Raw genomic sequence first — 15,905 nt, 5'->3', positions numbered from 1 at the left:
AGTCGTAATGGATTTTCTATTAGCCATCTCAAGTGAGCAATTTGAAACGATGTTTACGGTTGACCGTTATTTTCGTTTTATGTTTTATATGACGGTACCATTGGCCTTTCTTTTTCAATTACCAGCCATTATATTATTTTTGACAAGACTAGGGATCATTAATCCGAACCAACTGGTCAAAGCAAGAAAGTACGCTTATTTTGTTTTAATTGTCCTCTCGGTATTAATCACTCCTGCAGACTTTCTGTCGGATCTAATGGTGATGATCCCGTTACTTATGCTCTATGAGCTTAGTGTAACACTGTCAAGATTTGTTTACAGGAAAAATAAGGAGAAGTAAAATAAAGATAGCCATTGTGATCTCAATGTCACATGGCTATCTTTTTGGCAAATAACGAGAAAGCTTTTAACAAGGGAGAGTGAACAATGAGTTATTTAATCAATCAATTAACGTTTGTTCGCAACAACACCGTAAAGGCAGTAAAGGGGACGAGTGAGGAGCTTGCGGACATTGTCCCTACTGGATTTAATAACAGCTTAAGATGGAATCTAGGGCATATTTATCTCGTGCATGAAAGGTTTGCCTTTTCTTTTATTGAAGAAGATAGTCAGCTTTCAGAGGACTTTGTCAAATGGTTTAGCCCCGGAACAAAGCCGGCGGACTGGGATTCTGCGCCGCCGAATGTGGAAACGTTAGTAACGATGCTCGAAGAACAAATTGAGCGTATTGAACGCCTATTAAGTGAACGCTTAGAAGAAAAGGTGAAAGAACCTTATACAACCTCCTCTGGACTTAGATTAAGCTCAGTTGAAGAATTTCTTAGCTTTTGCTTATATCATGAAGGCATGCATTTTGATGCAATTAAAACGATTAAACGCTTAGTGAAGGTTGAAGGATAGTCGAAAAAAACAAATGAAAAAAAGGCCGGGACAAAAGAGTTTTTATTGATGAGAAATTTGAACGTCATGATCGTTTCTGAATAGCAATCGCTTCGGAAATATATTTCGCTTTCCGCGGGCGGCTGGTGAGCCTTTGATCCCGCAGGAGTCTACGTCTATTTCCTCCGCTAAGGTTGTGCATTGTTCGCATTTTCAATCATGCATGTTCGTTAGTTCCCAGCCTCTTATTGAAAAAAGCAGGCCGATATTTAATAACAAAGGCCTGCTTACATGATTAATCACCAAGGTCAACGTTGTGGTACACTTGTTGAACATCCTCTAAATCTTCTAGGGCATCAATCATTTTTTCAAATTGTGCTTGTGCGTCTTTTGGAAGGATGACGTCATTTTGGGCGAGCATCGTTAATTCTGCTACTGTAAATTCTGTAATTCCAGCATTTCTAAATGCTTCTTGGACTTCATGGAATTGTTCAGGCTCGGCATAGACGATAACTGCTTCATCTTCCTCTATAATGTCACGTACGTCTACATCTGCTTCCATTAAGATTTCTAGCACCTCGTCTGCTGTTTTTCCTTCAAGACCGATAACTGCCGTAGCATCAAACATGTAGGCAACCGATCCACTCACACCCATGTTACCACCGTTTTTACCGAATGCCGCTCGTACCTCAGATGCAGTTCGGTTCACGTTATTTGTTAGTGCATCGACAATAACCATAGAGCCATTTGGTCCGAAGCCTTCATAACGAAGTTCATCGTAGTTTTCTTCTGAACCACCTTTTGCTTTTTCAATGGCACGCTCAATAATGGTTTTCGGTACATTATATGTTTTTGCACGCTCTAGTACGACTCTTAAAGCCTGATTTGATTCTGGGTCGGGTTCACCCTGCTTTGCTGCTACGTAAATTTCCCGTCCAAACTTTGCGTAGATACGACTTGTATTAGCATCTTTTGACGCTTTTTTTTCTTTAATATTGTTCCATTTACGCCCCATTATGAACACTCGCTTTCACCTTTGAATCGATACAATATGAAATATGCTCATCTTCAACACGGATTTTTTCTAAATAACTAAAAAAGCAGATCCTTAAGCTTTCAGCCTGCTAACAAGCAACACGAATTGAAGACGGTGCATTTATTCATCATTTCATATTATACCTTAATTGCAGCATTTTTTCCTGTAGGAGGTTCACTTTATGTGAGGTTAGGCGTTTTTTTAGTTGAATAATTAAGTAGATTGTCTGTTGAAGGCTCGATCGCTGTGATATTTGCTCGATTTGCCAAAAATTCTGGTCTTGGGTTGTTCTTATTAAAAGGTTTTAGCAGCTTATTTTCGATGCTATTGTAAACAAAGAAGACGTTGCTGCGTGGGAATGGAGAGATGTTCCCACTCGAACCGTGCATCGTATTACATTCGAAGAACAAAACGGAACCAGCAGGACCAGTAGCTCTGTCAATTTTTCCGCCGGCTTTATTCACGAGAAATTTCAAGCTTTCATGATCAGGCACACCTAATTCCTGTTTTTTTAATGAGTGCTTAAAGTTATTATCAGGGGTAGAGCCTGAGCAAGAAACATACCATTTATGAGAACCCGGTATTAACATTAAGGGTCCATTGAATTCATAGTTATCTGTTAAAACAATGGAACAACTTACTGCTCTCATGTTCGGCATTCCATCTTCTACATGCCATGTTTCAAAATCAGAATGCCAGTAAAATTCTTTGCCTTTAAAGCCAGGCTTAAAATTAATACGAGATTGGGTGATGTACACTTGTGATCCGAGCAGCTGCTGGGCAATCTTAACAAGGCGTTCATCACTGCAGAGCCGTTTAAAAAAATTACTGTCTTTATGTATTTCAAAGACAGAACGTACTTCATCACTTTCAGGTTCACGAATAACTAAATCACTATGATTATTGCGATTTATCTCCATCACTGTGTGTAACTCTTTTTTTAAGATGTTTACCTCTTCTTCAGAAAAAAAGTCTTTATAAAGCAGATACCCATTTTTTTCATAGGAGTTAAGTTCTTGTTTGGTAAGCGGTCCTTTCTTGGATTGACCACTCGTATACACGACTGGATCCTTACGTGCTATTATTTTTGTCTCCATATCTGTTCTAGAAGGATATAAATCTGTTACCATACACAAACACTCCTTAAAAAATAAATTAATGATTTGTCTGTAAACTGTTTCCCATTTTAAAAACAGCTAAACTAAAAATAATAACAAACAAATACTAATCTATAAGAAATAGGAAAATTTATTTTAATTTTGTCTGATAATATGGGACGTTAATCCGATCATTTTTTACAGAGACGAGCGGTTTGATTTTCCTATAGAGTTGAAAAAGAGTTTGTCAAGTAATGTTAAGCAAACACTAAAATGAGGGATATGAGGGCAAGGCTTCTAGCTTTCACCCTGTTTGCTCAGTTCCATGTTTGCTAAAAAACAACCCAATATAATATAGAAATAACATAAATAGAAATTTTAGGCAACCTTAATCAGAAGTTGTTTTAAATGAAGGATAGTAGGGAAGGGAACATTATAGATTGAACGCATCCTATGAAAGAAAGAGAGGATGTAATAAATTGTGGAATAAATGTCAATGTATTGTTATCTTTTCTTCCTATTGATTATAAGTTGCTCTGATTTTATTCGCGGGGGCAAAAATCATGGCATTTGATTAGGAAAGGGATTTCAAGAGCATCAATTTTAGGGATATATCGTCTAGATTTACAGGATAAAAAGAAAGGTGACTTTGTCGGAATGGATATGGCTTGCAAATTTTTGCAGATGGTCTATACACGTTTCCGCCGTTACACGAACTATTAAAGATTATAAAGACGGGAACATCTATGACCGCCAAGCTGGTCCCTTCTCCAAATCCAGAACGAAAATTGGATATGTTAAACAAAGATGTTGAATTCGTAAAATTAAATACGGATCCTTTCATTTTTGTTCTATTTATTTTACTATGAAAATATAACGATTGTTTTTTGGGAGGGTTCGAATGAAAAAGGTACTTATACCGTTGATCGCAAGCTTTGTTTTAGTTGCTTGTTCTCAAGAAGAAAATAGAGAGTCAAGTACTGAAGAACCGAATGAGCCAATCCAAGAAGAACAAGAGTTTGATTATGCTAAAGAGCTTACGAGGGTTGAAGCAGAATTTGTAGTGGAGCGAATTGAACGACACCCTGTATTGTATGAGGCATTTAAAGAAGATGAAGAGTTTCGAGAAGCCTTACAAAATGCTGAAGAAACACACGAATTTGAGAATGCAATGGCAAAATATTATAATGCGGATGATCCGATTTATTTAGAGGACATGGGAGCCCGTGATGAAGCGGAACGTGTCCGAAAAGAGAAAAACCTCGACCATTGAGTCGGGGTTTTTAATTAGGTTAGAGGCTAGCTAATTGTTTGTAAAAGCTGCTCTGTTGTCAAAATCTGTGCGAATTCCTTAAGTAGGGTAGCTAAGGAAGCGTTGTAATAATTGTGATTGTGATCGGTGAGTTCAATAGCTGCCGTAGCATCAGAAACGTTTTTAAGAGACAAAAAACGGGGTAGACTGATAGAACTCACACAACCTTCACTAAAAATGGTAATGTAAATTTAACGTACTTTTTTCTTGATAATGGTATGATGAGGGTAGAGAGATAGTAGGAGAAATGGAGGAACGAGGATGGAATTGACCGTTGAACGAATAAAGAGTGTCGTCGCCAATATTGAACGCGCTGTCGTTGGTAAGCGCCAAGAGATTGAGCTTAGTCTTGTGGCATTATTTTCAGGTGGACACGTTCTTCTAGAAGATGTGCCAGGAGTTGGCAAGACAATGATGGTGAAAGCGATTGCCCGTTCTCTCGGCGCCGATTTCAAACGAATTCAATTTACACCTGATTTGCTTCCTTCAGATGTAACAGGTGTTTCGATTTATAATCAAAAAACCCAACAATTTGAATTTCGTCCAGGTCCAGTTCTCGCCAATATTGTCTTAGCAGATGAGATTAACCGTACGTCCCCAAAAACGCAATCTGCTTTGCTTGAAGCCCTCGAGGAAGGGAGTGTTACCGTTGATGGTGATTCCCTTATTTTAGAAAAACCATTCTTTGTCATGGCTACACAAAATCCTGTGGAATATGCAGGAACCTTTCCCCTTCCAGAAGCACAGCTAGACCGGTTTCTATTTCGCTTAACTCTAGGGTATCCAAGTGTCGAGGAAGAAGTAGAAGTGTTAAAGCGTTTAGAAAAAAAACACCCGATTGATGAAGTAAGGCCTGTCATGACAACAGAAGAGGTTGTGCATCTGCAAGGTCTCGTGCAAGAAGTGTATGTCGATGATCATGTTAAGGAGTTCATTGTGGAGATTGTCAATGGAACGAGACGGCATGATGCTGTTGAATTAGGCGTTAGCCCCCGTGGTTCCATTGCCCTCATGAAAGCAGCACAAGCTTATGCCATGCTAGATGGGAGAGATTTCGTCCTCCCAGATGATGTGAAGTACCTCGCTCCGTACACGTTAGGTCACCGCCTTATCTTAACAGCAGAAGCGAAAATGATGAACATCGAGCATGAGCAAATTGTACGAGAGGTGTTAGAAAAAACGCGAGTTCCAGTGATTCGAAAGGAACTAACACCGTAAGATGATGGAGCGAATTATAGCATTTGTTCGCCCGTTTATAAAAATTGGCGTTTTACTCATCATTGTAGCAGTCGTGTTTTCATATGCAATGTTCCAAGGTGGTTTTGTTAGTTGGTTTCTTTTTTATAGTGTCATAACGATCCTATGCTTAACGTTAGTCGTTACGTTATTTTCTTTTCGAGGCTTCCATGTTGAGCGGAGAATTGAGTCAAAGCAGCTTCGTTCTGGAGATTCGCTACGGATCACGCTCACAGTGACAAAAAAGCCTTGGCATCCGTTTTTTTATATTCATGTTCGAGATTTACCTCCTGAAGACTTAGGGAAAGTGGAGGGAGCGGGGGCGCTTTTCTTTTTTGGGTTGCAAAAAAAGCTTTCATTTGACTATTGGGTACATGATGTGAAACGAGGGGAGCATCTGTTTCGTAACGTGGAGTTTGTGCTTAGTGATTTATTTGGCTTATTCGATAAAAGAACAATTATTTTTGAGGAATCAAAGGTGCTTGTTTACCCGAAATTTCAGCAATTACCTGTGGTTCCTAGGGGCCAGAGCACGAAGGTGATGGATGGAGCCTCTCCAAGCAAAAGGATTGAGGAAGAACGTTCCCTTGCTGGGGTCCGTAGCTATGTTCCTGGGGACCGTTTGTCTAGTATTGACTGGAAGCAGTCAGCACGGAGCGCAGCATTGATGACCAAAGAGTTTGAATCCTATCAAGGTCAGGGTGTTACCATTGCCTTTGATCCTTATGTTGAAAAGGCTTCTTCCGCAAGCTTTGAGGCGGCGGTTGAACTGACTGCTTCTTTGATGGTCTCCCTAATGGGAAAGCATCCATCTGTGCAAGTGGCGATTCGACAGTCTCAATGGCTGAAATTATCGGTTCATGATCAAACAACGTCAATACCTCTCAGGGTGCTAGCGAAGCTAGAGCCAACTCAAACAAGCCCTAAAGCGATTGCTTCAATCTATGAAGAGTGGCAGGGCTCAACCGTTTATTACGTATGTGCAGAGTTAACGGACTCTCTTGTTCAAGCGCTTGAAGCGATGAAAACTCAAGGTATTCATCTATATGTGTGTATGGTCGATATGACAAGATCGAACAATCTTTATGCTAAGAAGCTAAGGCAGTTAGGGATTGAAGCTCAATCGTTTGCCTCGTCATAAAGTGCTGAGGACACAGGAGGTGGTGCCATCTAATGAAAACAAAAAAATCACTTGATTTAGGGCAGGATTTTCTATTATATGGTTTGAGCTTTCTCCTCCTCATGGAATGGCTCCTACCTTTGCCGCATATTACAGAAACGGGCTATATTCATTTGTTTGTGATCTTTGCAGGATGCTATTTTTTTATTACTTTTCTTCAACTGCCTTTCCTTGTCTCAGTATCCATTAAAGCTTTGATCACTGTCTATGGAATTTTTTTGATCTTTTTTGATGGACCGTTTTTTTCTCTTGAATGGATGTATGTTTTTTTTAGCGATCTTTTCACGAATCTATCTTATTTACTAAACGGACAATGGTATGCATTAACTGATCTGTTTCGGAGCTTTTTGTTTTTTGTGCTTTTAGCGATCATGAGCTACCTTCTATTTTATTGGGTTATCTATGCGCGAAGAATCCTGTTCTTTCTCGTCTTTACGGTGATTTATGTAGCGGTGCTTGATACGTTTACTGAATACGATGCCTCTGTCGCTATTATTCGAACATTTATCATCGGCTTTTTGCTGCTTGGTCTTGTAACCATGTATCGAACGATTGAAAAAGAAAAATTAGGAGCTGGCTCTCGTTTTTTACCGGCTCGTTTAGCGGCGATGCTCGCGCTTGTCATTGTATTTTCAAGTGCCCTCGGGTTTGCTTCGCCGAAGCTAGATCCTCAATGGGAAGATCCTGTACCATACATGCGTGCAGCCGTTGGGCTTGATCCTGGAAGTGGATCGGGTGGACAAGGTGTACAGCGGATTGGCTATGGTAATAATGATAGCCGATTAGGCGGAGGCTTTATTCATGATGATTCATCTGTTTTTTATGCAGCAGCTACACAAGACCATTATTGGCGCGGGGAAACGAAGGATTTTTATACTGGGCTAGGGTGGGAAGTGAGCACACCGGAACGACCTCGTGAAGCTCCTTATCCCCCTGAATATGTTGGTTCTGGACGTCTTGATTATGAATTGCTTGAAGCGGAGGTTGCTTTTGTAGAAAACCAACGATTTGATCTTGCCTTTTATCCAGGTTCTTTTGAAGGGCTCCTTGATCTCGATTCTCGCATTGACTTTTTTACTGAAAAAGTAACGCCATATTCAGGAGACTATCCAACCATTTTCGAACGGTATAATGTTGAATATTATCAACCGTCATACCAAATCGAAGTGCTACGGCAAGCGAGCGTGGATGATCCTGAATACATTGAGCGCTTATATTTACAGTTACCTGAGACGTTACCGGATCGTGTGGGGGAGCTAGCCGAGGAAATTGTTGCTGGCTACGATAATCGTTATGATCGAGCAAAAGCGGTGGAAAACTATTTTCAAGGGCCTGACTTTCGTTATGAAACAACAGACGTTGCCATCCCCTCAGAGGAACAGGATTACGTCGATCAGTTTTTATTTGAAACACAACGTGGCTACTGCGATAACTTTTCGACTTCAATGGCTGTCCTCTTGCGTTCCGTTGACATACCTGCCCGCTGGGTAAAAGGCTTTACGCAAGGAGAAGTGCTGGAAACGCTTGATGATGAGCGAACGATTTACGAGATCAAAAATGAAAATGCCCATTCTTGGGTAGAAGTGTATTTCCCGGAAATTGGCTGGGTTCCGTTTGAGCCGACTCGCGGTTTTGATAATGCTTATGAATTTATTGAACCAGAAGAAGAGGGAGAGCAAGTGATTCAAGAGAGCGAGGTAAATGAAACGGAGCAGGAGCAAGAGGCTGAGGATGTATTTGCAAGCATGGAAGAAGACAGTGCGGCAGCTGATTCGGATTCATCAGCAGGTGACAACGATGGTTTTTCTGTTCATCCTGCCTTTATTGTGATGGTTCTGTTGATTGCGGTTCTTGGCATCCTTGCGCGTAACAAAAAGGTGATTGCCTTCTACCTCATTTTCAGGTCCCATAGACAAAAAGATGAACAGGCCTTCTTGGTTGCCTATCGACGGCTTTTATGGTTTCTCCGTTACATAGGGGAGAAGAAAGGTGAGCACGAAACACTGCGTGAATATGCAAAACGGATTGATCGGAAATTTGAAAGTGATGAGATGATGTACTTAACGTACGCATATGAACGGTTCATGTATGGGGGAAAGGAACCGACGATGCTCTGGCAGACCTATCAAAGAAATTGGGAAAGGCTGATGAAAAAAATCAGTTCTTGACCCCTTTATAGGTGATTGATAAAATGGTTCCGTATTTCAAAAATTGCACAGGTGCTTTCATATATCCTTAGGAATAAGGCCTAAGAGTCTCTACCAGGTCACCGTAAATGCCCTGACTATGAAGGCGGAATGAAGCTATTTCTAAATTCTGCCTTTGTATCATCTTCCTAATAGAGAGACCTCGATGTTTTTTCTCTTGAAGGGGGCTGGTTGGATTCTGGCTTTTTTATATAGGGGTAAACGAATAAATATTGATACAAAGGATGGATAGCTGAATGGAAACAACACAAGAAATGATTGTTGTGCTTGATTTTGGTGGGCAATACAACCAGCTCATTACGCGCCGAATTCGCGACCTAGGCGTTTATAGTGAGTTACACCCAAACACAATTACAGTTGAAGAGCTAAAAGCATTGAACCCAAAAGGAATTATTTTTTCCGGTGGACCAAATAGCGCCTACGCAGAAGGTGCACCAAAATGTGATCCTGCGATCTTTGATTTAAATGTTCCGATATTAGGAATTTGCTATGGTATGCAGCTGATGACTCAGCATTTTGGTGGCAAAGTTGAAGCGGCTGATCATCGTGAGTATGGAAAGGCGTTGATTAAGGTAGAGAATCAGTCTGCCCTTTTCGAGGGATTGCCAATTGAACAAACGGTATGGATGAGCCATGGAGATTTAATTCTTGCTCCACCTGAAGGATTTGTTGTTGATGCGCAAAACCCTTCTTGTCCTGTAGCTGCCATGAGTAATGAAGAAAAAGGCTATTACGGCGTTCAATTCCATCCAGAAGTCAAACATTCACAATTTGGCGATGACATGCTGAAAAACTTTACCTTTAATGTATGTCGCTGTGAAGGTGAATGGTCGATGGGAAGCTTCATTGAAGTTGAAATAGAGAAAATCCGTGAACGAGTAGGAGACAAGCAAGTTCTTTGTGCTCTAAGTGGCGGCGTTGATTCGTCTGTTGTGGCTGTGTTAATTCACAAAGCGATTGGCGACCAGCTAACATGTATGTTTATTGACCACGGCCTCCTCAGAAAAGGAGAAGCAGATAGCGTCATGAAGACGTTTAGTGAAGGCTTCAACATGAACGTCATTAAAATTGATGCCCAAGAGCGTTTCTTGAACAAGCTTAAAGGTGTATCAGATCCTGAACAAAAACGTAAAATTATTGGAAACGAGTTTATTTACGTGTTTGAAGAGGAAGCAGGAAAATTAAAGGATATGGATTTCCTTGCCCAAGGTACACTATATACAGATATCATTGAAAGTGGTACGGCCACTGCACAAACGATTAAGTCACATCATAATGTTGGTGGACTTCCAGAAGATATGAGCTTTGAATTGATCGAGCCTTTAAACACACTTTTTAAAGATGAGGTGCGCAAAGTTGGTACAGAGCTTGGAATTCCTGATGAGATTGTTTGGCGACAACCGTTCCCGGGTCCTGGTCTAGGAATTCGAGTTCTTGGAGAAATTACGGAAGAAAAGCTTGAGATTGTTCGTGAATCCGATGCGATTTTACGTGAAGAGATTAAAAAGGCAGGACTTGATCGTGAGATTTGGCAATATTTTACGGCCCTACCAAACATGCGTAGTGTTGGTGTAATGGGTGACGCGAGAACGTATGACTATACAGTCGGAATCCGTGCTGTCACGTCGATTGACGGGATGACATCTGATTGGGCGCGCATACCGTGGGATGTTCTTGAAATCATTTCGACGCGGATTGTCAATGAAGTAAAACATGTCAATCGTGTCGTTTATGATGTGACTTCGAAGCCACCAGCAACAATTGAGTGGGAATAAAACGAATATTTTAGACTATTCTAGCTATTAATGTTCGGTTTTTTGATTGACAAGAAACGACACTCCTGATAGACTTAGCTTGTAAATTAAAACATTACATGCGTCATTTCGTATAATTGCAGGAATAGGGCCTGCGAGTCTCTACCAAGCTGCCGTAAATAGCTTGACTACGAAAAATCAGGAGTGCTCTTATTTATAGGGGCTGATTTTTTGTTGTTTTGCTTCAGGTGGTTAAAGCCTGAAGCTTTTTTGCTGTTACAAAAGGTATTGTGCTTTGCTTTATTGGTGAGAATACAAAATGGACGCCTTTTAGAGAAAAGAGGAGGAGCTTTTATACATGGACCGTTATTTTGGCTTTAAAGAGCACGGAACAACGTATCGAAAAGAATCAGTTGCCGGGCTTACGACGTTTTTATCAATGGCTTATATTTTATTCGTTAACCCGCAAATTTTAGGCGATGCAGGGATGGATGTAGGTGCAGTCTTTACAGCTACAGCTTTAGCAGCTGCGATTGGAACCTTGCTCATGGGCTTGCTTGCCAACTATCCGATTGCGCTTGCTCCGGGTATGGGGCTCAATGCATTTTTTGCGTACTCTGTCGTTATTGGTATGGGAATTGAGTGGCAAGTTGCATTATTTGGAGTCTTTATATCTGGTATCCTATTTATCATTCTTACTGTTTCTAAAATTCGTGAAATCATTATAAATGCGATTCCTGCCGAGATGAAATATGCAGCGGGTGCCGGAATTGGCTTATTTATCGCCTTTATCGGCTTGAAAAATGCAGGTATTGTGGTTCCATCCGAAGCAACAGCGGTTGAGCTTGGTCATATTTTAAATGGACCGACAATGCTTGCGGTTTTTGGACTTGTGGTTACAGTTATTTTTATGGTTCGTGGTGTGACAGGTGGCATTTTTTATGGAATGGTTCTAACGGCACTTGCAGGAATTATCGTCGGTTTGATTGATGTGCCTGAGCGACTTGTTGGTTCTGTTCCAAGTCTTGCGCCGACATTCGGTCAAGCGTTCCAAATTGATTTTTCATCTGTCTTTACGATTCAGCTTTTAATTGTTATCTTAACGTTTTTATTCGTAGACTTTTTTGATACAGCAGGGACATTATATGCAGTAGCGAATCAAGCAGGCTTTATTAAAGACAATAAGCTTCCTCGCTCAGGCAGAGCGTTATTAGCTGATTCAAGTGTGACGTCAATTGGTGCCATTCTTGGTACATCAACAACGACTGCTTATATTGAATCATCTTCAGGGGTCGCGGCTGGTGGTCGGACAGGCTTCGCATCGGTTGTAACGGCAGGACTGTTTCTAGTTTCGTTGTTCTTTTCGCCTTTACTTGCGGTTATTACACCACAGGTTACGGCAGCAGCTCTTATTGTTGTCGGTGTACTAATGGCTTCCGCATTAGGTTTAATTGATTGGAAGAAACTCGAAATTGCAGTTCCTGCATTTTTAACGGTTGTCGCCATGCCGCTAACGTATAGCATTGCAACTGGAATTGCACTTGGATTCATTTTTTATCCAATCACGATGCTTGTAAAAGGACGAGGTAAAGACGTTCATCCGATTATGTATGTGTTATTCTTTGTATTTCTTGCGTACTTTGTGTTTTTAACTGAATAGGTGGATGTTGAAAAAGGGAGTATACGGTTGAGTATGCTCTCTTTTTTTAGAAGAAAATTTCAAAGCTATCTAGTTATAGGAGCCAGCACTTGTTCTTGTTTGACTGGCACCTTGCAATTTATTCTGTGAAAAGGGGACGAAGCTTACAGGATGATAGAGCAAGAAGCCTGTCGCTCGCACCCCTTCATTGAAAGGCTGCTTAGCGTTACTTGACGAACTCATTTTCATCCTAGTGGGAAGAATGATCCGCTCACATAGGTTTCTGTGAGCCTGTATGTAACTATTTAATTGCTTGAATTGTCTATAAATTTATATTATAATTTTAATTATCGAATTACAAAACCGGTTTAGTAAACCGATTTTGATAATGGGGGATGCTTATGAAAAAGATCACAATGCTTGATGTGGCGAAGCGTGCAAATGTGTCGAAAAGCACAGTCTCCCAATACCTGAATGGACGCTATGACTACATGGGAGAGAAGACGAGGAAGCGGATTGAAAAAGCGATCGCTGAATTAAATTATCAGCCTAATATTGTTGCGCGAAGCTTAAAGCAAAAGAGAACGTCGACCATTGGTGTTATCATTGCAAATATTTTGCATTCGTTTTCAACAGAGGTTATTCGTGCAATTGAGGATATTTGTCATCAGCATGATTATCATGTCATTGTATGTAATGCAGATGATGAGCCTGAAAAAGAAAAGAAGTATATTGAGATGTTAAAGGCGAAGCAAGTAGATGGTTTAATAGTCTTTCCCACAGGAGGTAATCTTGATTTATATCAATCGATGGTAAGTGAAAACTATCCACTTGTGTTCATCGACCGTTCGGTTCCGGGAATTGCTGTTGATAGCGTGCTGCTGAATAACGAGAAGGCTGCGAAGTTAGCGGTGGATTACTTTGTGCAGCATGGTTATGAACGGATTGGCATTGTTACGACTTCACTGCTTCGCAACATTACCCCGCGTCTTGAAAGGCTGTCAGGGTATCGAAAAGCACTTGAAGAGCATGGATTGCCAATGAAAGACGAATATATTGTCGCAACTCAGATTGAGCAAATTAGTTCGGCGTTAGGAAAGATGTTTACAAGTGAGAGTCCGCCTGATGCCTTGTTAGCAGCAAATGATTTGGCACTGATGGAAGTATTGGAATTTGTAAAAGAAAATCAACTGGAAATTCCGAATCAGATCGCGTTAATTGGGATTGATAACACAGCATTTGCCCACATATACAGTCCTACGTTAACAACAATTAAGCAGCCTACCTTTGAGATGGGCAAAAAAGCTGCCGAGCGATTGTTTGAGTCAATTGAAGGGAAATCTACCAGCAAACAAACGGTGATTTGCCGATTTGAGCCTGAAATCATTGAGCGGGAATCTGTAAAAAAGCAACTTGGAAAAGGGAGTGATTAGATTGAAAAAAGACATTATTACAATCGGCGATGCAATGATTACGCTTGATCCTTCCTCAAAAGGACCGATGCGTTTTGTCCATTCTTTTGAACGAAAGGTGGGAGGGGCAGAGCTGAATTTCGCCATCGGTTGTGCTAGGTTAGGATTAAAAACAGGCTGGATTAGTCGGCTTGGAAATGACGAGTTTGGACGATACATTAAGCATTTTGTGCAAGGGGAAGGAATTGACGTCTCTGAAGTGAAGTTTGTTGATGGGTATCCTACCTCTCTTAATTTTAAAGAAGTGTGGGAGGACGGGAGCAGTCAGACCTACTATTATCGTGCAAACTCTCCTACCTTAACGATGCAACCAGAGGATTTAAATGAAGATATTTTTAAGGAAGCTAAGGTTTTACATATTACAGGCGTTTTTTCGGCAATTAGTGAGAACAATTACCAGATTAACAAGCGTGCAATTGAATTAGCGAAAAAGCATAATTTGCTCATTTCCTTTGATCCGAATATTCGCTTAAAGCTCTGGAGTCGTGAGGAAGCAAAAGCAAAATTGTCAGCTTTTCTGGAGAATGTTGACATTATGTTAACGGGTCTTGATGAAGCGGAGCTGCTTTTAGGAGAAAGTGAGTCTGAGAAAATTATCGATATTTTAAAAGGGTACGGCATTTCTCATATTGCGATTAAGCAAGGGGAAAAAGGTTCGATCGGCTATCAAAATGGAGAGATGCTTGTTGCCGAACCGGTTAAAGCAAGGAAGGTTGTGGACACAGTTGGTGCAGGAGATGGGTATGATGCTGGCTTTGTATATGGCATTCTCCAACAATGGCCATTAGAGCGAACGCTATTGTTTGCTAGTACGATAGGATCGATGGTTGTCAGTGTGGCAGGTGACAATGAGGGTCTACCTTATTTAGAGGATATCCTTATAAGAATGGGTGAGAAGGAATTGATTGAACGCTAAATAAGAGAAAATGGTCATGACCAACTGGCTAGCGATTGAGAGGGGATAGCGGTTGGAAAAATTTTTGTAGACGCTTAGCGAGGAAGTTGTGCGTGTAGTTGAGAATGTAAAGGTGGAAGAAGCGGAGGAGTTTTCGAAAGTGATGGTACCAGGGGGATCGGAACATTGCGAGAAGCCGAGCGTTCGGTAAGCGGTGTGCCTGTTACAAAGTCAGTTTATGCTTACTTAGCACAAAAAATAATTAATATATTATAGAAGAAATGTAGAAAAGAGGACTGTTTACTATGAATATTGTAGATCAGCTAAAAGAAAGTGGAATTGTTGCTGTTATTCGTGGAGCGACAAAAGAAACAATTGTGCCAATTGGTGAGGCGTTAAGCCGCGGTGGTGTGAAAGCGCTCGAAATCACGTTAGAAACACCGAATGCTTTACGGGTCATTGAACATGCTACTACAACACTTGGGGATAAAGCGATTGTTGGCGCAGGAACCGTTCTCGATCCAGAAACAGCTAGCCCTGCCATTATGGCTGGGTCCCAATTTGTTTTCTCTCCAACGGTGAATGTAGACACCATTAAAATAACAAAACGCTATGGTGTATTAAGTATTCCTGGAGCCTTGACACCGACAGAAATCCTTACAGCATATGAACATGGAGCGGATCTTATTAAAGTGTTCCCAGCCAGTGCTTTTGGTCCGCGTTATCTAAAAGATGTGCATGGGCCACTTCCGCATATCCCTTTAATGCCGACTGGTGGCCTCGATCTAGATAATGTAGGTGAATACATTAAAGCAGGTGCTGTAGCTGCAGGAATTGGTAGCTCCCTTGTGAATACAAAGAAAGCAATGGATGATGCTTATTTTGCTGAGCTAGAACACAAAGCAGCACAATTCGTTCAAGCTGTTCAAGAAGCTAGAGTGTAATAAAATGATGATTTAGGCAGTGTCGCAAGTTGCGTTGCGACCTGCCTGAAATGTAAAAAATCGACAGGAAGATCGTTTACTATTTTTTGAAAGACTACTTGTTTTATCTATTGAAAGATGCTATATTATTACTTGTCGCTGATGAGTGATAATAATCATTTCAAAAAAATGTTGACGGAATGATAGGTTATATGATATATTAATCTAGTCGCCAAAAACGACAAGCAGTTCTTTGAAAACTGAACAAAAGCCAA

At 40.8% G+C, this 15,905-nt stretch carries 13 protein-coding genes, 1 pseudogene and 2 riboswitches; of the genes and pseudogenes, 12 read left to right on the top strand and 2 right to left on the bottom strand.

From position 1 onward, the window contains the following. Both BLT_RS0119595 and BLT_RS0119590 read left to right on the top strand, forming a co-directional pair. The coding region (locus BLT_RS0119595) for a twin-arginine translocase subunit TatC (RefSeq protein WP_017729401.1) at positions 1 to 340 on the top strand (340 nt) is incomplete at its 5' end. Positions 341 to 426: 86 nt separating this feature from the next. Then, positions 427 to 900: a DinB family protein gene (locus BLT_RS0119590; RefSeq protein WP_017729400.1), complete on the top strand. Its 474-nt coding sequence runs from the start codon at positions 427 to 429 to the stop codon at positions 898 to 900. A gap of 274 nt (positions 901 to 1,174) precedes the next feature. Here BLT_RS0119590 and BLT_RS0119585 read toward each other — a convergent pair whose 3' ends face one another. Together BLT_RS0119585 and thpD are read right to left on the bottom strand one after the other, a co-directional pair. Continuing rightward, positions 1,175 to 1,894 carry a YebC/PmpR family DNA-binding transcriptional regulator gene (locus tag BLT_RS0119585; RefSeq protein WP_017729399.1) on the bottom strand — a complete coding sequence of 240 codons (720 nt, stop codon included), beginning with the start codon at positions 1,892 to 1,894 and terminating at the stop codon, positions 1,175 to 1,177. Positions 1,895 to 2,094: 200 nt separating this feature from the next. Next, entirely contained in the window at positions 2,095 to 3,045 is a 951-nt protein-coding gene (gene thpD, locus BLT_RS22465; RefSeq protein ID WP_017729398.1) for an ectoine hydroxylase, read from the bottom strand. 540 nt (positions 3,046 to 3,585) lie between these two features. Here thpD and BLT_RS23490 point away from each other — a divergent pair. The 10 genes and pseudogenes from BLT_RS23490 to BLT_RS0119530 form a co-directional block, all read left to right on the top strand. Next, a pseudogene (locus BLT_RS23490) lies at positions 3,586 to 3,732 on the top strand (DUF4385 family protein); the annotation flags it as partial. A 181-nt stretch (positions 3,733 to 3,913) separates the two neighbouring features. Continuing rightward, positions 3,914 to 4,285: a hypothetical protein gene (locus tag BLT_RS0119570; RefSeq protein ID WP_017729396.1), complete on the top strand. Its 372-nt coding sequence runs from the start codon at positions 3,914 to 3,916 to the stop codon at positions 4,283 to 4,285. 300 nt (positions 4,286 to 4,585) lie between these two features. Next, entirely contained in the window at positions 4,586 to 5,542 is a 957-nt protein-coding gene (locus BLT_RS0119565) for an AAA family ATPase (RefSeq protein ID WP_017729395.1), read from the top strand. A 4-nt stretch (positions 5,543 to 5,546) separates the two neighbouring features. After that, entirely contained in the window at positions 5,547 to 6,701 is a 1,155-nt protein-coding gene (locus tag BLT_RS0119560) for a DUF58 domain-containing protein (protein ID WP_161603261.1), read from the top strand. 32 nt (positions 6,702 to 6,733) lie between these two features. After that, entirely contained in the window at positions 6,734 to 8,908 is a 2,175-nt protein-coding gene (locus tag BLT_RS0119555) for a transglutaminase TgpA family protein (RefSeq protein ID WP_017729393.1), read from the top strand. Positions 8,909 to 8,945: 37 nt separating this feature from the next. Next, positions 8,946 to 9,047: riboswitch (purine riboswitch) on the top strand. 136 nt (positions 9,048 to 9,183) lie between these two features. After that, positions 9,184 to 10,722 carry a glutamine-hydrolyzing GMP synthase gene (gene guaA / locus BLT_RS0119550; protein ID WP_017729392.1) on the top strand — a complete coding sequence of 513 codons (1,539 nt, stop codon included), beginning with the start codon at positions 9,184 to 9,186 and terminating at the stop codon, positions 10,720 to 10,722. Between the two features lie 88 nt (positions 10,723 to 10,810). Beyond that, positions 10,811 to 10,912: riboswitch (purine riboswitch) on the top strand. A gap of 147 nt (positions 10,913 to 11,059) precedes the next feature. Then, a complete protein-coding gene (locus tag BLT_RS0119545; protein ID WP_017729391.1) occupies positions 11,060 to 12,361 on the top strand; it encodes an NCS2 family permease in 1,302 nt (433 codons plus the stop codon). Between the two features lie 380 nt (positions 12,362 to 12,741). Further along, entirely contained in the window at positions 12,742 to 13,773 is a 1,032-nt protein-coding gene (locus tag BLT_RS0119540) for a LacI family DNA-binding transcriptional regulator (protein ID WP_017729390.1), read from the top strand. 1 nt (position 13,774) lies between these two features. Beyond that, positions 13,775 to 14,728 carry a sugar kinase gene (locus tag BLT_RS0119535; protein WP_017729389.1) on the top strand — a complete coding sequence of 318 codons (954 nt, stop codon included), beginning with the start codon at positions 13,775 to 13,777 and terminating at the stop codon, positions 14,726 to 14,728. Between the two features lie 284 nt (positions 14,729 to 15,012). Beyond that, positions 15,013 to 15,651, top strand: a complete 639-nt coding sequence (locus tag BLT_RS0119530; RefSeq protein ID WP_017729388.1) for a bifunctional 4-hydroxy-2-oxoglutarate aldolase/2-dehydro-3-deoxy-phosphogluconate aldolase — start codon at positions 15,013 to 15,015, stop codon at positions 15,649 to 15,651. Positions 15,652 to 15,905: the final 254 nt, after the last annotated feature.

The organism is Halalkalibacterium ligniniphilum (assembly GCF_000334155.1).
In the GTDB taxonomy this organism is placed as follows: Bacteria; Bacillota; Bacilli; order Bacillales; family Bacillaceae_D; genus Halalkalibacterium; species Halalkalibacterium ligniniphilum.
This window is presented reverse-complemented; position numbering and strand designations above follow the sequence as displayed.